Here is an 18,888-nt window from a genome sequence, read left to right on the forward strand (position 1 = left end):
GGAGCGACGACCGGGACGGGTGCCTCGCCGTTGCGGCCGAACATCGCCTGGAGCAGGTCGGCCTGCTCGGTCTTGGTCGGCAGGCCCGTGGAAGGGCCGCCGCGCTGGATGTCGACGACCAGCAGCGGCAGTTCGAGCGACACCGCCAGACCGATCGTCTCCGACTTCAGCGCCACACCCGGCCCCGAGGTCGTGGTGACGGCGAGCGAACCGCCGAACGCGGCGCCCAGGGCCGCACCGATGCCCGCGATCTCGTCCTCGGCCTGGAAGGTGCGGACGCCGAAGTTCTTGTGCTTGCTCAGCTCGTGCAGGATGTCCGAGGCCGGCGTGATCGGGTACGAGCCGAGGTACAGCGGCAGGTCGGCCTGCTGCGAGGCGGCGACGAGACCGTACGACAGCGCCAGGTTCCCGGAGATGTTCCGGTAGGTGCCGGTCGGGAACGTCTTCGCGGCCGGCGCCACCTCGTAGGAGACGGCGAAGTCCTCGGTGGTCTCGCCGAAGTTCCAGCCCGCGCGGAAGGCGGCGATGTTCGCGGCGGCGATGTCCGGCTTCTTCGCGAACTTGCTCCGCAGGAACTTCTCGGTCCCCTCGGTCGGCCGGTGGTACATCCACGACAGCAGACCCAGCGCGAACATGTTCTTCGAGCGCTCGGCCTCCTTGCGCGAGAGCTCGAACTCCCTGAGCGCCTCGACCGTGAGCGTGGTCAGCGGCACCGGGTGGACGTTGAAGCCGTCCAGGGAGCCGTCCTCCAGCGGGCTGTTCGCGTAGCCGACCTTCGTCATCGCCCGCTTGGTGAACTCGTCCGTGTTGACGATGATCTCCGCGCCGCGCGGCACGTCGCCGATGTTCGCCTTCAGGGCGGCCGGGTTCATCGCGACCAGCACGTTCGGCGCGTCACCGGGCGTGAGGATGTCGTGGTCCGCGAAATGCAGCTGGAACGACGAAACGCCCGGCAGGGTGCCTGCGGGCGCGCGGATCTCGGCGGGGAAGTTCGGCAGGGTCGAGAGGTCGTTGCCGAAGGAAGCGGTCTCGGAGGTGAAGCGGTCGCCGGTGAGCTGCATACCGTCACCGGAGTCCCCCGCGAACCGGATGATCACCCGGTCCAGCCGGCGGACGTCCTTCGTCCCGGCCGGTTTGCGCTGTTCCCCTACGACGGCTCCATCGGCATGCTCCGCTGGGCTACTGACCTGGCTCGTCACTGAACTGGACCTCCTTCGAGGCGGCTGTCGGGGAGCGGCCTTCCCACAGACCTTCCCCTTTTCAACCCTACGTCGGTAAGGGTCGCCTTCCCGTGGCCATTCACATGATGGACATCAATCTGAGACGGCCCGGCACCCTGACTTGTCATGATTTACCCGCCCCCCGGGTTCTTTCCTGGATGACGCTCCCGGCTCGTCCTTCGGTTCTGGGCTTGTTGTGGGCTTTCCGTGCGGCGGGGCCCGTGCTGCGCCGAGCCCCGCTCCATAACTGACACAGTGTCAGCCCGTCATGAGTTCAGGTAGGTGAGCACCGCGAGAACACGCCGGTGATCCCCGTCACTCGGCGACAGTCCCAGCTTCAGGAAGATGTTGCTGACGTGCTTCTCGACGGCTCCGTCGCTGACCACCAGCTGCCGTGCGATCGCCGAGTTCGTCCGCCCCTCGGCCATCAGGCCCAGGACCTCCCGCTCCCGGGGCGTGAGCCCGGCCAGCACGTCCTGCTTGCGGCTGCGCCCGAGCAGCTGCGCCACGACCTCCGGATCGAGCGCGGTGCCTCCCTGGGCCACCCGCACCACCGCGTCCACGAACTCCCGCACCTCGGCCACGCGGTCCTTGAGCAGATAACCGACCCCGCGGCTGGAACCGGCCAGCAGTTCGGTGGCGTACTGCTCCTCCACGTACTGCGACAGCACGAGCACACCTAGGCCGGGATGCGCCTTGCGCAGCTGCACCGCGGCCCTGACCCCCTCGTCGGTGTGCGTGGGCGGCATCCGCACATCGGCCACGACGACGTCCGGCAGCGCGTCCTGCGCCGCGAACTCGGTGATGGTCTTGATCAGCGCCTCACCGTCGCCGACCCCGGCCACGACGTCATGCCCGCGGTCCGTCAACAACCGGGTCAGGCCCTCCCTGAGCAGCACTGAATCCTCGGCGATGACCACCCGCACTCTGTCCTCCACGATTCTCGGCCCCCCAGAGCCCGTCCCCCGGACCGGACCGAGGGTGTCCCGGCCCGTCCGAGGTCCGCTCCCGGCCCGTGCCGGGTTCGTCCCCGCTCGTACGACAGACCCCAGCATTCCAGCATTCGGACCGGCCTGCGCCCGGGCAACGGGATTAGGGAGGCATGACTTCGGGTTCCGGCCGCCATACGACCGACAACGATCACTGGGCGCCCCGGTGGAGCGCCGGTTTTCGGCCCGTCCCGGGCCAGAGGCGAAGCCTGAGGGCATCCGCCACCCCAAGGACCCCACCCACGCACGGAAGGGGCCGCGCCAGCGGGCCCCGCGCACCCGGCCCGCCCCTCGCTTGCCGCCCGCACCCGGCCCCCAATGGAAGGGGCCGCGCCGCTGGGCCCGCCGGCTTACCTGCCGCCGCAACCCACTACCGCCCGCACCCGGCGTCTTACGGATGGGCTGTGTCGCTGGGCCCGCGCACAGCGGCGCGCCCCTCGCCCGCCGCCGCAACCCACTACCGCCCGCACCCGACATCTCACGGAAGGGGCCGTGCCGGTGAATCAAATGCCCGTTGCGGACGGCGCCACGCACCCACCGAGGTCCTACCGGCACCGCCCCGCACAAGGGCTGCAACGGGCGGATCACCGGCACGGACCCGACCCACCCACCGGACGGGCGGCACGGACCAGGAGAGAAACGGCCGGTCAGCCGCGCCAGGGCAGCTCCGCCGTGACCCGGGTCGGCCCGGCCACGGGGGAGTCCACCACCAGGATCCCGTCCACGGCGTCGAGCCGCTCCGCGAGCCCCGCGAGCCCCGACCCGGCGGAGACGTCGGCCCCGCCCATGCCGTTGTCGGTGACCTGGAGCATCAGCCGGTTCTCCACCCGCCACACGTCCACCGTGGCGCGCGTGGCCCGGGAGTGCTTGCTGATGTTCTGCAGCAGCTCGGAGACGGTGAAGTAGGCGATCCCCTCGATCGCGGGGGCGGGCCGCGCCGGCAGATCGACCTCGACCTGCACCGGAACGGTGCAGCGGGAGGCGACGGCGGACAGCGCCGCGTCCAGGCCGCGGTCGGTGAGGACCGCGGGGTGGATGCCGCGGGCCAGGTCGCGCAGTTCCTGCAGCGCGGTCTTCACCTCGCCGTGCGCCTCGTCCACCATCCGCGCCGCGGCCTGCGGGTCCTCCGTCAGCTTCTCCTTGGCCAGCCCCAGGTCCATCGCCAGAGCGACCAGCCGGGCCTGCGCCCCGTCGTGCAGATCGCGCTCGATGCGGCGCAGGTCCGCCGCCGCCGTGTCCACGACCACCCCGCGGTCCGACTCCAGCTCCACCACGCGCGTCGCCAGCCGTGACGGACCGAGCAGCCCGTGCACCATCAGCCGGTCCACCGTCGTCAGCGCCCGCACGATCCACGGCGTGGCCATCGTGAAGAGCAGCCCCACCACCGCGGTCACCGCGATCTCGAACGGGTTGTCGAGGTAGACCGAGTGCGTCCCGTCGCCGTACAGCTGGAGCCCGCCCTGTCCCCCGTACATCGGGAAGAGCCAGAACCACAGCGGATAGGTCAGCATCAGCCAGCCGTACGACCAGAAGGCGAACGCCACCACGAAGGAGAACACCGACCACGGGAACTGGATCACCGTGTACAGCAGGTGCCGCCACGACGTGCCGCTCTTGAGCATGGCGCCCATCCACGCGCCCGCTCCCCGCTTCTTCATGCGCAGCGGCTCCGGCTCGGCCACCTCGGCGCCGAGCAGCCCGCGTGCCCGCGCCCGCTCCAGCGCGCCGAAGCCGCGGCAGCCGGCGAGACCGGCGGCGAGCACCGGGATCCCCAGGAAGGTGACCAGCAGGCCGGCACCGAGCGAGACCATCGTGACGGCGAACGTGAACATGATGATCCCGAGCGGCAGGCTCAGCATCACGTAGCCGAGCTCCCGCCAGCTGCGGGCCTCGACCGGCGCCCGCAGCGCGGTCGGGAGCCGACGCCGTCGCTCACCGGCATCCGTCCCCCGGGAACCGGGCCCGCCGCGGTACCCGTATCCCTGTCCGTACTCCGTGGACTCCGTGGCCATCGCCCCGTCCGTTCTGCTCGTCTCGACCCGCTCGTCGGCTGGTGTCTCAACTCTGCTGCTCACGGCCTCCCCGGACCATGGAGCGCGTCGGCGTCTCGGGGCGGGGGTTTTCCCTACCTCGCCCAGTACGGCGCCCCGCATTGGGTGCGGGGCGTGCCGTACGCGTTCCCCGTGACGCCGGCGCGCACGGGACCGCCGCCACCTGCGCGCGGGGCCGCCACCCCGGCCTCGCCGAAGCCGGCACGTCAGGGCGGACAGGGCCTCGGGGTGCGCGACGCCCCGGGGCGCGGATCGCCTCGGGGCAGGTGGCATGGCCGGGCACGTGAGGGGCTCGACGGCGGTGCGCGGTGGCTCAGCGGACGGCGTCGTCGCGCCGGTCCCGCCACGGCAGTTCCGCCGTGACGACGGTCGGGCCGCCGACCGGCGACTCGATGACGAACAGCCCGTCGACCGCGCCGAGCCGGTCGGCGAGGCCCGCCATCCCCGTACCGCCGTCGAGACTGGCCCCGCCGCGGCCGTCGTCCCACACCTGTATGAGCAGCCGATCGTCCGTCCGCCACACGTCGACGGACGCGGACCGCGCGCCGCTGTGCTTGCTCACGTTCTGCAGCAGCTCGGAGACCGTGAAGTAGGCGATGCCCTCGATCGCCGCCGCCGGCCGCATCTCCAGCTCGGCCGTCACCTTCACCGGCACCGTGCAGCGGGAGGCGACCGCGGACAGCGCCGCGTCCAGGCCGCGGTCGGTGAGGACCGCGGGATGGATACCGCGGGCCAAATCGCGCAGTTCCTGCAGCGCGAGCTTCACCTCGCCGTGCGCCTCGTCGACCATGGCCGCCGCCGCGTCGGGGTCCTCCAGCAGCTTCTCCTTGGCCAGGCCCAGCCCCATCGCCAGGTTGACCAGCCGGGCCTGTGCCCCGTCGTGCAGATCGCGCTCGATGCGGCGCAGGTCCGCCGCCGCGGTGTCGACGACGACCCCCCGGTCGGACTCCAGTTCGGCGATCCGCCGCTCCAGCTCGTCGGACGGCGACAGCAGCCCGCGCACCAGGGCCCGGTCCACGTTCGTCAGCGCCCGCGCGACGAACGGCAGCACCGGCCACAGCACGAACAGCCCCGTGATAGTCACCGTGAAGGTGACGATGCCCCACGGCAGCCGGATGAAGTCGTACAGCACCGTCCGCCAGCCCACCGGGTCCTTCAGGCTCGACCACAGCCAGCCGAAGAAGCCGGTCCGGCGCACCGGCAGCGGGCTGGGCTCGTCGATCCGCAGCCCGAGCAGTGCCCGGGCCCGCGCTCGCTCCGCCTTGCCCAGCTGACGAGCACCCCGCAGCCCGACCGCGAGCAGCGGCAGCCCGATGACCGTCACGGCGAGCCCCGCACCCGTGAACATCAGCGTCACGACGTAGACGAAACCGACGAGCGCGACCGGCAGGTTGACCAGGAGATACGCGATCTCCCGCCATGTCTGCGGGTCGTAGGCTAGGCGTGCGGGAGGCAGCCCGTCGCCGTCGGGACGTCCGCCGGACGGGCCGTCGTCCGCTGTGCCCGGCGGGCCGCCCGGCACAGCGCCGGAGGTTCTTCCCGGCGGGCCGGTGAGCGTGATGCGTTCGGTCATATCCGCAAGCGTGCCCGGCGGCGAGCCGCGGCGCCATGAGGTGGGCCGCCCCGATGCACGGGGGAAAACCCCACCCCTGTCATGCATGGGCCCGCGAGCTCCGAGTACGCACCGGGATGTACTCCCTGTCTCCTCACGTCCTGCTCTCTGTTTCCCGGACCCGGACCCCGGCCCCGCCCCCGGTCCGGACTGGACCGTCTCCTGGCCCGGTCCTGCCCGTCCGCGGTGGTCCGGGCGTGACGGGCTGCTTACGGTCTCTTTAGCAGGCCCTAGACTCCCGTCCGTACAGATCGTCGAACAAGGCGCATCACGGAGTGCGCGACGGGCACACGACGGGGCGCAACAAGGTCAGGGAGCGAGGGGCTGACGTGCCGGAACCGACCGTAGTCACGGCGACCGGGGCCGTCGTCGCGGCGGACTACTTCCAGTCCTACTCGGTGGTCGGACTGCTCGCCGTCGTGGGCGTGCTCTTCGTCGCCGTCGCCTTCGGGGCGGGTCGCCTGCTGCGGCCCGTGGTCCCCACCCCGGAGAAACTCCTGACCTACGAGTGCGGTGTCGACCCCGTCGGCGAGGGCTGGGCGCACACCCAGGTCCGCTACTACGTCTACGCCTTCCTCTACGTCATCTTCGCCGTCGACTCGATCTTCCTCTTCCCCTGGGCGACGGTCTTCGCCGCGCCCGGCTACGGCGCCGCGACGCTCGTCGAGATGTTCATCTTCCTCGGCTTCCTCGCCGTCGGCCTGCTGTACGCATACAAGAAGGGCGTCCTGACATGGACGTGACCCCCTCGACCCCCGAGCCCGTGCTGCTTCCCGAGCCCAAGCGGCTCGGCGCGCTCGCCCGCCTGGCGCCCGAGCCGATGAAGGTCGTCCTGAACTGGGGCCGCCGCTACTCGCTGTGGGTCTTCAACTTCGGCCTCGCCTGCTGCGCGATCGAGTTCATCGCCGCGTCCATGGCCCGCCACGACTTCATCCGCCTCGGCGTGATCCCCTTCGCGCCGGGTCCGCGCCAGGCCGACCTGATGGTCGTGTCCGGCACGGTCACGGACAAGATGGCCCCGGCCGTGAAGCGCCTGTACGAGCAGATGCCCGAGCCCAAGTACGTCATCTCCTTCGGCGCCTGTTCCAACTGCGGCGGCCCCTACTGGGACTCGTACTCCGTCACCAAGGGCGTCGACCAGATCATCCCGGTGGACGTCTACGTCCCCGGCTGCCCGCCGCGTCCCGAGGCGCTCCTCCAGGGCATCCTCAAGCTCCAGGAGAAGATCGCCCGCGAATCGCTCGGCGAGCGCTACGGCTCCGCGGCGGACCGTCCGTCCGCCGCCGCGCTCCAGAGCGGCCTGGTGAAGCCGCCCGCCACGAACCCGGGGGAGGGCGACAAGTGACCGGCTGGCTCACCGCCCCCGTCGAGGACCTCTTCGGCCCGGAGGCCACGGCCGACGAGTCGTACGACGTCCTGACGGTCGACGTGCCTCCCACCGCATGGCTCGCCGCCCTCGAGACCGCCCGGACCACGCTGGGCTGCACCTTCTTCGACTGGCTGAGCGCCGTCGACGAACCCGGCACCGGCTTCCGCGTCTCGGCGCACGTCGTGGCGCTGTCCCCGGTGCGCCGCCTGCTGGTCCGTACGACCGTGCCGCACGCCGCCGCCACCCTCCCCTCCGCCGTCTCCGTGTACGCGGGCGCCGCCTGGCACGAGCGCGAGACCCACGAGATGTTCGGCGTGACCTTCGAGGGCCACCCCGGCCTCGACCCGCTCCTCCTGCCCGAGGGCTTCGAGGGCCACCCCCTGCGCAAGGACTTCGTCCTGGCCGCTCGCGTCGCCAAGGCCTGGCCCGGCGCGAAGGAGCCCGGCGAATCGGAACACGGCGGTCCGAAGCGCCGCCAGATGCTTCCGCCCGGCGTCCCCGACCCCAACGAGTGGGGCCCGCTCAAGGGCCAGCTCCCGCCGGCCCCGGCCCGCCCGGCCCGGGGTGCCGCCCGCGCCGCCGGCGACCGACCCGTACGCAGGGCCCGCACCGCGGGGGAGGGCTCGGCGAGCCAGACCGCCGCGGGAACCGGTGCGGCTGCTGCCGGCGGTGCCGCCGCGGCCGGCGCGGAGACGCCGGCTGCACCCCGGCGCGCCCGCAGCGCGAGCCAGGGCTCCGCCTCACAGCGCGCCGAAGCCCCTGCGCCCGCCTCGGACCAGGCGTCCGCCTCGAACCAGGCGTCCGCCTCGAACCAGGCGTCCGCGCCGGATCGGCCGTCGGGTCCGGAGCAGCCGGGTGCCTCTGAGCGGCCCAGCGCACCTGCCGGGCCGCGTCGGGCCCGCAGCGCGAGCCAGGGCTCCGCCTCGCAGCGCGCCGCCGGAACCCCGGACACCGCCGGAACCCCGGACGCCGGAACCCTGGACGCCACCGAGCCGGCGCCCTCCGCCGAGGCGGCGGCTCCGGCCGCCCCGCCCACCCCCGAAGCGCCGGCCTCCGAACCGGCCGCCTCCGAGGCGGCGACGCCGCCCGCGTCACCCGCGACTCCCGCGTCAGCGGCGAGGCCCACCGCGTCGCGCAGCTCGGACGCACCTTGGCACCACGCCCGCCCCGCCTTCGACGAGGAGCCGAAGCCGGAGCCCGAGCCGAAGCCGGAGCCGACCCCGGGCCCCGCGAACGCCCCCGAGCCGGAACCGACGACAGCCCCTGCCGACGCCACCGAGCCCGACGCGGCGCCCCGGCCCACACCGACACCCGAGCCTGAGGCAACACCCGAGCCCGAGGCGAAACCGGCGCCCGAGGCCGCCCCCGAGCCGGACGCGGCGCCTGACACGGCACCTGAGCCGGACACGGCGCCGGAACCCGACACGACCCCCGAGCCCGACGCGGCCCCAAAACCCCGGACCGCACCGGACACGGCACCCGCCGCGGCACCCGGTCCCGGCACTGACACCGGTACCGGCACCGGTACCGGCACAGCCCCCGACCCCGACGACTCTTCCGGAGGCATGCAGTGAACGACGCTCTCGACGTCGCCCTGCGACTCCTCGTCGTCTTCGTCGTGTTCCTGACCTTCCCCCTGATCGTCGGTCAGACCGAGCACAAGGTGATGGCCCACATGCAGGGCCGCCTCGGCCCGATGTACGCGGGCGGCTTCCACGGCTGGGCCCAGCTGGTCGCGGACGGCGTGAAGTTCGCGCAGAAGGAGGACGTCGTCCCGACGGGAGCGGACCGGCGTATCTTCCAACTCGCTCCCGCCGTCGCCCTCCTCCCGTACCTTCTCGTCCTGCTCGCCATCCCCATCGGTCCGGGCGAGGGCGCGGTCGGCGAGGCCGTCGACGCGGGCATCTTCTTCGTGCTCGCTGTGATGGGCGTCGGTGTCCTCGGTTCGCTCATGGCGGGCTGGGCCTCGGCCAACAAGTTCTCCCTCCTCGGCGGCCTCCGCACCGCCGCGCAGCTCCTCGCCTACGAACTGCCGATGCTGCTGACCGCCGCCTCCGTCGCGATGGCGGCCGGCACCGTCTCCCTGCCGGGCATCGTCGGCGCCTTCGAGTGGTGGTGGCTGCCCTGGCAGATCGTCGGCGCGATCGTGTTCTTCGTGGCCGGCCTCGCCGAACTCCAGCGCCCGCCCTTCGACATGCCCGTCGCCGACTCCGAGATCATCTTCGGCGCGTACACCGAGTACACGGGTCTGCGTTTCGCTCTCTTCCTCCTCGCCGAGTACGCCGGGATCATCGTCCTGTGCGGGCTGACCACCGTCCTGTTCCTGGGCGGCTGGCACGGCCCCTGGGGCGCGGACGGTCTCGGCTGGGTCTGGACCCTGCTGAAGACCGCGCTGCTCGCCTTCGTCGTGATCTGGCTGCGCGTCACCTACCCCCGTATGCGCGAGGACCAGCTGCAGAAATTCTCCTGGACCCTCCTCGTGCCCCTCTCCCTCGCCCAGATCGCCCTCACCGGCATCGTCAAGGTGGTGATCTCCTAACCATGTCCCGCCTGTCGATCCCCGGCTCCGGACTCGCCAAGGGCCTGGCCGTCACCCTCCGCACGATGACGAAGAAGACCGTCACCGCGCAGTACCCGGACACCCAGCCCGAACTCCCGCCCCGCACCCGCGGCGTCATCGGCCTCTTCGAGGAGAACTGCACGGTCTGCATGCTGTGCGCCCGCGAGTGCCCCGACTGGTGCATCTACATCGACTCCCACAAGGAGACGGTCCCGCCCGCGGCTCCCGGCGGCCGCGAGCGCAGCCGCAACGTCCTCGACCGCTTCGCCATCGACTTCTCCCTGTGCATGTACTGCGGTATCTGCATCGAGGTCTGTCCTTTCGACGCGCTCTTCTGGTCCCCGGAGTTCGAGTACGCGGAGACCGACATCCACGAACTGACCCACGAGCGCGACAAGCTCCGCGAGTGGATGTGGACCGTCCCGGCCCCGCCCGCCCTCGATCCGAGCGCGGAGGAGCCGAAGGAGATCGCCGCCGCCCGCAAGGCCGCCGACAAGCTCGCCGCCGAGGAGGCCGCCGCGCAGGCCGAGACGGCGGCCCCGGCCCCGGCCGAGCCGCCGGCCGCGGACACCCCCGAACGCCCCGCGCAGCAGGACGGTGAGTCGTGAGCCTCGCAGCAGCCACGGCCGCGACGGCGCGGGCCACCACCGCAGCCGCCCAGAGCCACGGCTTCCTCTCCCCGACCGGCGTCGAGATCGCCTTCCTCCTCGTCGGCCTGGTCACCTTCGGCGCCGCGCTCGTCACCGTCACCACCAAGCAGCTGGTGCACGCCGCGCTGTGGCTCGTGGTGACGCTCGGCGGTCTCGCCGTCGAGTACCTCCTGCTCACCGCCGAGTTCATCGCCTGGGTGCAGGTCCTCATCTACGTCGGTTCCGTCGTCGTCCTCCTCCTGTTCGGACTGATGCTCACCAAGGCGCCCATCGGCCGCTCCCCGGACGCCGACTCCGGCAACCGCTGGGCCGCCCTGGTGGTCGCCGTCGCCGCGGCGGCAGCCCTGGTCTGGGTCGTCGTCGACGCGTTCCGCACGACCTGGGTCGACCTGGGCGGCGCCCCCGCCGGATCCACCGAGGTGACCGGCGCGAGCCTCTTCCAGAGCTGGGTCCTTCCCTTCGAAGCGCTCTCCGTGCTCCTGCTCGCCGCCCTGGTCGGCGCGATCGTCCTGTCCCGCAAGGCGAAGGCGGACGCGGCGCCCACCCCGAGCGCCCGCACCGTCCCCGGCGCGCGGAACGTCCCGAACGGCCGGAGCGACAAGGAAGGGACCCGCTGATGCACCTCGCCTATCCCGCCGTGCTCTCCGCCCTCCTGTTCTGCACGGGTCTGTACGGAGTCCTCGCGCGCCGCAACGCGATCCTGGTCCTGATGTCCGTCGAGCTGATGCTCAACGCCGTCAACCTGAACCTCGTCGCCTTCGACGTCTGGCTCTCCAGGGCCGCGCGGGACACCCTGCACTCCGGCCAGGCCCTGACCCTGTTCACCATCGCCATCGCGGCCGCCGAGATCGGCATCGGTCTGGCGATCGTCCTCGCCGTGTACCGCGGCCGCGGCACCTCGGACATCGACAAGCTCCGCGACAGCGCCGAGCCGCACGGCCCCGACGAGGCCACCGTCACGGCAGACGAGAAGGCTGAGGCCACCGCGTGACCACGACCACCCTCGCCGTCCTCGTCCCCCTCCTTCCGTTCCTGGGCGCCGCGGCCGGACTGCTCCTCGGCCGCACGGCCCCCGGCTTCGTGCGTCCCCTCGCGGTCCTGCCGACCCTCACCTCGCTCGTCCTCGCCGTCCTCGTCGCCGTCCGCCAAGGCGGCGGCCCGGCCGTCGACTCGCACACCGAGCTCACCCCGACCGGCTCCGTCCCCATCGAACTCGCCCTGCACATCGACGGCTTCGCCGCCCTCGTCGCCGTACTCGTCGGCGTCGTCGCGTCCTGCGTGCAGATCTACTCGACGGGCTACCTGCGCGACGACCCGCGCTACCCCTCGTACGCCGCTCTCGTCTCCCTGTTCACCTCCGCGATGCTGCTCGTCGTCTACTCCGGCGACCTGATGGTGCTGCTGGTCGGCTGGGAGATCATGGGCATCTGCTCCTACTTCCTGGTCGGCCACTACTGGGAGACCCCCGAGGCCCGAGCCGCCTCCATCAAGGCCTTCCTGGTCACCAAGCTCGGCGACGTCCCCTTCCTCATCGGCCTGTTCGCCCTCGCCACCGACGCCGGGTCCTTCCGCATCACCACGGTCCTCGGCACCGTCGCGAGCGGCGGACTGCACCATCCGACGCTGGTCGCCCTGCTGCTCCTCGCCGGCGTGGCAGGCAAGTCGGCGCAGTTCCCGCTGCACACCTGGCTCCCCGACGCGATGGCGGGCCCCACGCCCGTCTCCGCGCTCATCCACGCCGCGACGATGGTCGCCGCCGGTGTCTACTTCATCGCCCGGCTCCTTCCCGTCTTCCAGGCCTCCTCGGCCGCGATGGTCGTCCTCGCCGTCATGGCCGCCGTCACGATGGCCGGTTCGGCGCTCGCCGCGCTCGCCCAGGACGACATCAAGCGCGTCCTCGCCTACTCGACGATCGGCCAGCTCGGCTACATGACCGGCGCCCTCGCCGTCGGCGACCGCGACGCCGCCGTCTTCCACCTCATGGCCCACGGCGCCTTCAAGGCCCTGCTGTTCCTCGCCGCCGGCGTGATCATCCACGCCTCCGGCACCAACTCGCTGGCCGTCATGTCCCGCATGAAGGACCTGCGACACCGCGTGCCGGACGCCTACTGGACGATGACCGTGGCGCTGCTCGCGCTCGCCGCGATCCCGCCGTTCAGCGGCTTCTTCTCCAAGGAGGCCGTCCTCGGCGCCGCCGAGCACGTCGCCACCGGTCACACCGAACACGCCCCCGGTGCCGCGGGCTGGATCGTCCTCGTCTCCGGGCTGATCACCGCCGTGCTCACCGCCGCGTACGCCACCCGACTGTGGCTGCTGGCCTTCCGCGGCCAGGGCGCCGAGGCCCCCGACCACGGCAGGCAGCCGCTCAGCATGACCGTCGTGCTGTGGGTGCTCGCCGTCCCGTCGCTCGTCTTCGGTCTGGCGTACGGCACGCTGCCCGACTGGTTCGACGGCCGCGATCTGACACCGGTCCTCACCACCTCCGTCCTCGGAACAGGACTCGCCCTCGTCGGCGGACTGGTCACCTACGGCGCCTGGCGGCACACCACCGCGATGGCGGCGCGCGTGCCCCTCGGTGCCGTCGTGGCCCACCCGGACGCCGACGCGGGGACGGTCGAGGCCGAGGCCATCGCTCTGCACGCGTCCGCGTTCGGTGACGTGGCCTACGCGCCCGACCCGGCGGACCCGGGCCGGCTGCTGCTCGGCCCGCTGCACCGCCACGCGGCCGTCGGCTTCCACCTCGACGCCGTGTACTCGGCGCTCTTCGTCCGGCCGGTCCAGGCCGGGGCCTCACTCGTACGGTTCCTCGACCGCGAGGTCGTCGACACCTACGTACGCGGTGCGGCGGCCCTACCCCGCTGGCTCGGTGCGGCCGTACGCCGCGCCCAGACCGGCAATGTGCAGACCTATGTGAGCGCGCTGCTCGCCGGCACCGTCGTCCTGGTGGTCGCCGCCCTCCTCGTCGCCACGGGAGCGTGAGCAGGCGTGATCGATATCAGTGAATCCGTGATGCAGATCCTTCTCGCGTTCATCGTGGTCGGCCCGCTCATCGGGGCCGCGGCGGCTCTTCTGCCCGCCCCGCCCGGGCTGAAGGGGAAGTCGCCCGACCAGGCCGTACTGCGGCACGGGGTGACCGTCACCGGCGTCGTGCTCATCGCGGCGATCGTCCTCGCGCTCGGCTTCGACCACGACCAGCCGTCGAAGATGCAAGCCACGACGGACATCAGCTGGATCCCCGCACTCGACGTGCGCATCCACCTCGGTGTCGACGGCATTTCCCTCCCCCTTCTGGTCCTGACCGCGCTGCTGACCTTCCTGTGCGCGCTGTACAGCTACTTCAAGATGCCCGCGGGCCCGACCCCGAAGGCCTTCGTCGCGTTGCTGCTCGTCCTCGAGTCCGGCACCCTCGCGACCTTCGCCGTCCTCGACCTGCTGCTGTTCTTCCTCGCCTTCGAGACGGTGCTCATCCCGATGTACTTCCTCATCGCCCGGTGGGGCGGTGCGGAGCGCCAGGCCGCGGCCTGGAAGTTCATCCTCTACACGCTGCTCGGTTCGGTCGTCATGCTGCTGGGCCTGCTCCTGATCGGGATCAAGGCGGGCACATTCGACATGGTGGCACTCGCCACTGACAACGGCCGGTCGCTGACCACATCCGTGCAGGTCGTCGCCGTTCTGGCGATCGGGATCGGGCTCGCGGTCAAGACGCCGATGTGGCCGCTGCACAGCTGGCTGCCGGACGCGCACACCGCCGCGCCGACCGTCGGTTCGGTCCTGCTGGCCGGCGTCCTGCTCAAGATGGGTACGTACGGATTCGTCCGGATCCTGCTGCCGATCGCGCCGGACGGCATGCACACCTTCGCGCCGTACCTCGCGGCCTTCGCCGTGGTCGGGATCATCTACGGATCGCTGGCCTGTCTGGCCCTGGCCAAACAGGGCGCGAAGGGCGACCTCAAGCGGCTCATCGCCTACTCGTCCGTCGGCCACATGGGCTTCGTCCTGCTCGGCATCGCGACCATGACCCCGACCGGGGTGAACGGCGCGCTGTTCGCCAACATCGCGCACGGCCTCATCACCGGCCTCCTCTTCTTCCTCGTCGGGGCGCTGAAGGACCGCACGGGCACCACCGACCTCGACGCCCTCGCCGAGGAGACCGGCGCCGCGCTCTACGGCAAGGCGCCCCGCCTCGGCGGACTCCTCGCCTTCGCCGCCGTCGCCTCGCTCGGACTGCCGGGCCTCGCCGGGTTCTGGGGGGAGATGCTGGCGCTGTTCGGCGCGTTCGATCCCGCCGACGACCTCAGCCGCCCCGCGTATCTGACCTTCATGGCGATCGCCGCGTTCGGCACCCTGCTCACCGCCGCGTACATGCTGGTCGTCGTGCGCCGCGTCTGCATGGGCGCCACCCCGCAGCCGGGCAGCCCGAAGCTCGCCGACGTCCAGAGCTACGAGTTCGCCGCCTGGACGCCGCTCGTCGCCCTCACCGTCGTCGCCGGCCTGTGGCCCAGGGCCCTCCTCGGCCTCACCGACCCGGCCGTCCAGCAGCTCCTCGCAGGAGGCACCCGATGAGCTCCTTGGTCCAGTCCGTCGACTGGCTCGCCATCGCGCCGCCCACCCTCGCCGCGGTCGTCGGACTCGTCGTGCTCGTCGCCGACCTGTTCATCGGCGACGCCAGGAAAGCCGTCCTCGGCTGGGTGTCGGTGGCGGGCCTCGCCGCGTCCGCGCTGATGCTGCTGCCCCTCCTGGACGGCGACCGCGCCACCTTCTGCCTGACCGGCGACGCCAATGTCTGCAGCTACACGGCGGACCGGTTCACCCTCGTCATCCAGTTCCTCGTCCTCGGCGGCGCGCTTCTGGCAGCCCTGCTGTCGGTCACGGCCATCAAGGACGCCGACCGGGAACTCCCCGAGGGGGAGTACTGGTTCCTGCTGCTCTCCTCGGCCGCCGGTGCCGCTCTGCTGCCCGCCTCCCGCGACCTCGCGACCCTCATCGTCGCCCTGGAGGTCGCCTCGCTGCCCGCCTTCGCGCTCGTCGGCATCAAGTACGGCGACAGGAAGTCCTCCGAAGCGGCCCTGAAGTTCTTCCTGTCCTCGGTCACCGCGACCGCCGTGAGCCTGATGGGCATCAGCTTCGTCTACGCGACGACCGGCACCCTCTACCTCACCCGGATCGCGGACAAGATCCAGAAAGTCGACGGACAGTTCGACACCCTCGCCCAGACCGGCGTCGTCCTCACCCTCGTCGGCTTCGCCTTCAAGACGGCGGCCGTGCCCTTCCACTTCTGGGTGCCCGACACCTACGTGGGAGCGCCCCTGCCGATCGCCGCGTACCTCTCGGTCGTCGGCAAGGCGGTCGGCTTCTCCGGGCTGATCCTCGTCACCGTCGTCGCCTTCCCGTCCTACGCGGACGTCTGGGGCCCGGCCCTGGCCGCACTCGCCGCCCTCACCATGACGGTGGGCAACGTCGGAGCCCTGCGGCAGACGGCCACGCGCGCGTACAGCGCGGTACGCCTGCTCGCCTGGTCCTCGGTCGGCCAGGCCGGCTACCTCCTGGTGCCGATCGCGGCCGCCGCCTACTCCAAGGACGCCGAGAAGGCCATCGGCTCCACCGTCGCCTACGCCCTCATGTACGCCGCCGTGAACCTGGGCGCCTTCGCCGTGGCCGCCGTCGTCGGCCGCAGAAGCCGCCTGAACCGCATCAGCGACTACCGGGGCCTGTACGCGCAGAGCCCCCTGTCGGCGCTGCTCCTGGGCTTCTTCCTGCTCTGCCTCGCAGGACTGCCCCCGGGCATCATCGGCCTCTTCGCCAAGGTCACCGTGTTCTCGGCGGCCGTCGACGCCGGGCTCGGCTGGCTGGCCGTGGTCATGGCCGTCAACGTCGTGATCGCGCTCTTCTACTACCTCCAGTGGACGACGCTGCTCTTCCGTGCCCCCGAAGGCGAGCCGGTCAAGCACCGTGTGCCGGCCCCGCTCACGGCCGCGCTCGCCCTGACGGCCGTACTCGGCATCGCGCTGTCCGGCGCGCCCCAGCTGGTCCTGAGGTTCTCCGCGACCGGACTCTTCTGACCGACGCGGCCACAGGCACGGGCACCTCGCACCGCACGCGCGCACGCGTGGCCGCCGTCCGCCATCACCCGGACGGCCCACGCGCGCCGGTGGGCGCACAAGGGAACTAGTGCTCCCCGTCTGGCGTTGACCAGTACGGGAGGGTCCACTGAAGAGTGGAAGCAGCATCAGCAAGCAAAGGGTTCCCCTGCCGCACCACTTGGAGGGCGTACCGTGCACCGCCGGCACAACGGGCTCAGGACCGCCGTACTCCTCGGGGGACTGTCCGCACTCATCATCGTCATCGGCAGTTTCTTCGGGCGTACCGGTCTCGTCGTCGCGCTGTTCGTCGCCATCGGCACGAACGCGTACGCGTACTGGAACAGCGACAAACTGGCTCTACGCGCGATGCGCGCCCGCCCGGTCAGCGAATTCGAGGCCCCGGCGCTGTACCGCATCGTCCGCGAGCTCTCCACCCAGGCCCGCCAGCCCATGCCGCGCCTGTACATCTCCCCGACGGAGGCACCGAACGCCTTTGCGACGGGCCGCAACCCGCGCAACGCCGCGGTGTGCTGCACCGAAGGCATCCTGCGCATCCTGGACGAGCGCGAGCTGCGCGGAGTCATCGGCCACGAACTCAGCCACGTCTACAACCGCGACATCCTGATCTCGTCCGTCGCCGGCGCCCTCGCGTCCGTGATCATGTTCCTGGTCAACTTCGCCTGGCTCATCCCGATCGGCCGGTCCAACGACGACGACGGCCCGGGCATCCTCGGCCTGCTGCTGATCATGATCCTCGGCCCGCTCGCGGCGTCCCTCATCCAGCTCGCCATCAGCCGCTCCAGGGAGTACGAGGCCGACGCCTCCGGCGCCCACATCACCGGTGACCCCCTCGCCCTCGCGAGCGCGCTGCGCAAGCTCGACGCGGGCACCAAGCAGTTGCCGCTGCCCCCGGAGCCGCGGATCGAGACCGCCAGCCACATGATGATCGCCAACCCCTTCCGTCCGGGCCAGGGAATGTCGAAGATGTTCTCCACGCACCCGCCGATGGCGGAGCGCATCGCCCGTCTCGAGCAGATGGCAGGTCGCCAGCAGTGAAGACAATCCTGAACGTCATTTGGCTCGTCCTGAGCGGCTTCTGGCTGTTCCTCGGCTACCTGGCCGCGGGGGTGATCCTGTGCATCACCATCATCGGCATCCCGTTCGGCATCGCGGCCTTCCGTATCGGCATCTACGCGCTGTGGCCGTTCGGTTATACGACGGTGGAGCGCCGCGACGCGGGTGCCCCTTCCTGCATCGGCAACGTCCTGTGGCTGGTCCTGGCGGGCTGGTGGCTCGCCCTGGCCCACATCGTCACGGGTGTGCTGCTGTGCATCACGATCATCGGCATCCCGTTCGGCATCGCCAACTTCAAGCTCATCCCGGTCTCGCTGCTCCCCCTGGGACGCGAAATCGTGCGTACGGACCAGCCGTTCGCGTCGCGCTAGCGCATGGGCGCGGGGGAGGGACCGCCGAGATACCTGCTGCTGTCGTACGACACGGCGGGCGAACTCGGCGGCACGGTCGCGCTGGAGGAGACCTGGGCCCGGTGCGCCGACTGCGAGGGCCTGTTCGACGCCCCGCCCCCGCCGGCGCACGAGGTGCGAGAACCGCACGACCGCGCGTCACCCGATGAACCCCTGTACGGGCGGCAGCCAGAACCGCCGGAGCCGCCTCTGCGGCTGCTCGGCTGCACTCCTCTCGGAGCCCTCCAACGGGCTCTGAACGCGGGCGAGGAAGACCTAGGCCACGCGAAGCTGCTGCGCCTCGACGTGACCGGCCGCGCCGTCCAGACCGCCGTCGAGGGCGAACTCACCGCATGGATGCCCTCCGCACACGGCCCCGGCCTCGTGGACCTCACGCTCGACCCCTGGTCGGAGCGACCGCCGAGTGCGGCGTCCGAGGTCTGGGACCTGTGGTGGCAGGGCCGCCCGACGACAGCCAACGCCTGGGCCGGCTGCGGGCCCGAGGGCCGCGCCTTCTGGCTTCGCACCGCCGCGGTGAACCGCGCCGCCGGGCAGCCGGACACACCCGCCGGGACCACCCATCACCTCGACGGCCGCCACGTCACCGACGAGCACGGCTTCTTCTGCGCGCTCGGCGAAGCCGTGAACGGCCCCGGCGGCTACTTCGGGCGGGACCTCGACACCCTCGACGAATGCCTGAACGGCGGCTGGGGCGCGGCCTGGCCGTTCACGCTGATCTGGCACGACGCGGACGTCGCCCGAGCCCGTCTCGGCGCCGCCCGCGGCCACCCGGACGCCACCCCGCACCCCGGCCGACGCCCGCCGGACTTCGAGGAACTCCTCGCCCACCTCGCCGGAAGAGCCGTCGACGTCCGGCCCGTCTGAGGGTTTTCC

Annotated in this window: 17 protein-coding genes; 13 read left to right on the forward strand and 4 right to left on the reverse strand. The window is 71.6% G+C overall.

Features of this window, described 5'->3' with window-relative positions; all coding sequences use genetic code 11:
- The 4 genes from BKI49_RS21905 to BKI49_RS21920 all read right to left on the reverse strand — a co-directional run.
- Window positions 1–1,199, reverse strand: a 1,199-nt coding sequence (locus BKI49_RS21905; protein WP_179332531.1) for a 2-oxoacid:acceptor oxidoreductase family protein, incomplete at its 3' end; no start/stop codon positions are given.
- A 287-nt stretch (window positions 1,200–1,486) separates the two neighbouring features.
- Window positions 1,487–2,146, reverse strand: coding sequence for a response regulator transcription factor (locus BKI49_RS21910; RefSeq protein ID WP_306453571.1), 660 nt, complete (start codon window positions 2,144–2,146; stop codon window positions 1,487–1,489).
- 710 nt (window positions 2,147–2,856) lie between these two features.
- Window positions 2,857–4,221 carry a sensor histidine kinase gene (locus BKI49_RS21915; RefSeq protein WP_095936003.1) on the reverse strand — a complete coding sequence of 455 codons (1,365 nt, stop codon included), beginning with the start codon at window positions 4,219–4,221 and terminating at the stop codon, window positions 2,857–2,859.
- Between the two features lie 352 nt (window positions 4,222–4,573).
- Entirely contained in the window at window positions 4,574–5,833 is a 1,260-nt protein-coding gene (locus tag BKI49_RS21920; protein ID WP_095936004.1) for a sensor histidine kinase, read from the reverse strand.
- Window positions 5,834–6,201: 368 nt separating this feature from the next.
- Between BKI49_RS21920 and BKI49_RS21925 the strand changes: the two genes are divergently transcribed.
- The 13 genes from BKI49_RS21925 to BKI49_RS21985 all read left to right on the forward strand — a co-directional run bounded on the left by BKI49_RS21925 (window position 6,202) and on the right by BKI49_RS21985 (window position 18,879).
- Window positions 6,202–6,615, forward strand: a complete 414-nt coding sequence (locus BKI49_RS21925) for an NADH-quinone oxidoreductase subunit A (RefSeq protein WP_095936005.1) — start codon at window positions 6,202–6,204, stop codon at window positions 6,613–6,615.
- On the forward strand, window positions 6,606–7,217 hold the full coding sequence (locus tag BKI49_RS21930) for an NADH-quinone oxidoreductase subunit B (RefSeq protein ID WP_095936006.1): 612 nt from the start codon (window positions 6,606–6,608) through the stop codon (window positions 7,215–7,217). The genes BKI49_RS21925 and BKI49_RS21930 overlap by 10 nt, the downstream gene beginning before the upstream one ends.
- Window positions 7,214–8,815 (forward strand): NADH-quinone oxidoreductase subunit C, encoded by a 1,602-nt coding sequence (locus tag BKI49_RS21935; RefSeq protein ID WP_095936007.1) that lies wholly within the window; start codon window positions 7,214–7,216, stop codon window positions 8,813–8,815. The genes BKI49_RS21930 and BKI49_RS21935 overlap by 4 nt, the downstream gene beginning before the upstream one ends.
- Window positions 8,812–9,780, forward strand: a complete 969-nt coding sequence (locus tag BKI49_RS21940) for a complex I subunit 1/NuoH family protein (protein WP_095936008.1) — start codon at window positions 8,812–8,814, stop codon at window positions 9,778–9,780. The genes BKI49_RS21935 and BKI49_RS21940 overlap by 4 nt, the downstream gene beginning before the upstream one ends.
- A gap of 2 nt (window positions 9,781–9,782) precedes the next feature.
- Window positions 9,783–10,409 (forward strand): NuoI/complex I 23 kDa subunit family protein, encoded by a 627-nt coding sequence (locus tag BKI49_RS21945; RefSeq protein ID WP_095936009.1) that lies wholly within the window; start codon window positions 9,783–9,785, stop codon window positions 10,407–10,409.
- Window positions 10,406–11,068, forward strand: coding sequence for an NADH-quinone oxidoreductase subunit J family protein (locus BKI49_RS21950; protein ID WP_095936010.1), 663 nt, complete (start codon window positions 10,406–10,408; stop codon window positions 11,066–11,068). The genes BKI49_RS21945 and BKI49_RS21950 overlap by 4 nt, the downstream gene beginning before the upstream one ends.
- Complete coding sequence (gene nuoK, locus BKI49_RS21955) at window positions 11,068–11,442, forward strand: NADH-quinone oxidoreductase subunit NuoK (protein WP_095936011.1); 375 nt, start codon at window positions 11,068–11,070, stop codon at window positions 11,440–11,442. The genes BKI49_RS21950 and nuoK overlap by 1 nt, the downstream gene beginning before the upstream one ends.
- A complete protein-coding gene (locus BKI49_RS21960) occupies window positions 11,439–13,430 on the forward strand; it encodes an NADH-quinone oxidoreductase subunit 5 family protein (RefSeq protein WP_095936012.1) in 1,992 nt (663 codons plus the stop codon). Before nuoK ends, BKI49_RS21960 begins: the two co-directional genes overlap by 4 nt.
- 6 nt (window positions 13,431–13,436) lie before the next feature.
- Entirely contained in the window at window positions 13,437–15,014 is a 1,578-nt protein-coding gene (locus BKI49_RS21965) for an NADH-quinone oxidoreductase subunit M (protein ID WP_095936013.1), read from the forward strand.
- The gene (locus BKI49_RS21970; protein ID WP_095936014.1) at window positions 15,011–16,510 is read left to right on the forward strand and encodes an NADH-quinone oxidoreductase subunit N; all 1,500 of its coding nucleotides are present in this window, start codon (window positions 15,011–15,013) and stop codon (window positions 16,508–16,510) included. The genes BKI49_RS21965 and BKI49_RS21970 overlap by 4 nt, the downstream gene beginning before the upstream one ends.
- A gap of 213 nt (window positions 16,511–16,723) precedes the next feature.
- Window positions 16,724–17,587 (forward strand): zinc metalloprotease HtpX, encoded by an 864-nt coding sequence (htpX, locus tag BKI49_RS21975; RefSeq protein WP_028805137.1) that lies wholly within the window; start codon window positions 16,724–16,726, stop codon window positions 17,585–17,587.
- A complete protein-coding gene (locus BKI49_RS21980) occupies window positions 17,584–17,976 on the forward strand; it encodes a YccF domain-containing protein (RefSeq protein WP_028805136.1) in 393 nt (130 codons plus the stop codon). Before htpX ends, BKI49_RS21980 begins: the two co-directional genes overlap by 4 nt.
- Before the next feature lie 3 nt (window positions 17,977–17,979).
- A complete protein-coding gene (locus tag BKI49_RS21985) occupies window positions 17,980–18,879 on the forward strand; it encodes a barstar family protein (RefSeq protein WP_095936015.1) in 900 nt (299 codons plus the stop codon).
- The last annotated feature ends 9 nt before the right edge of the window (window positions 18,880–18,888 follow it).

This window comes from Streptomyces sp. Tue6028, from assembly GCF_002300165.1.
Taxonomy (GTDB): domain Bacteria; phylum Actinomycetota; class Actinomycetes; order Streptomycetales; family Streptomycetaceae; genus Streptomyces; species Streptomyces siamensis.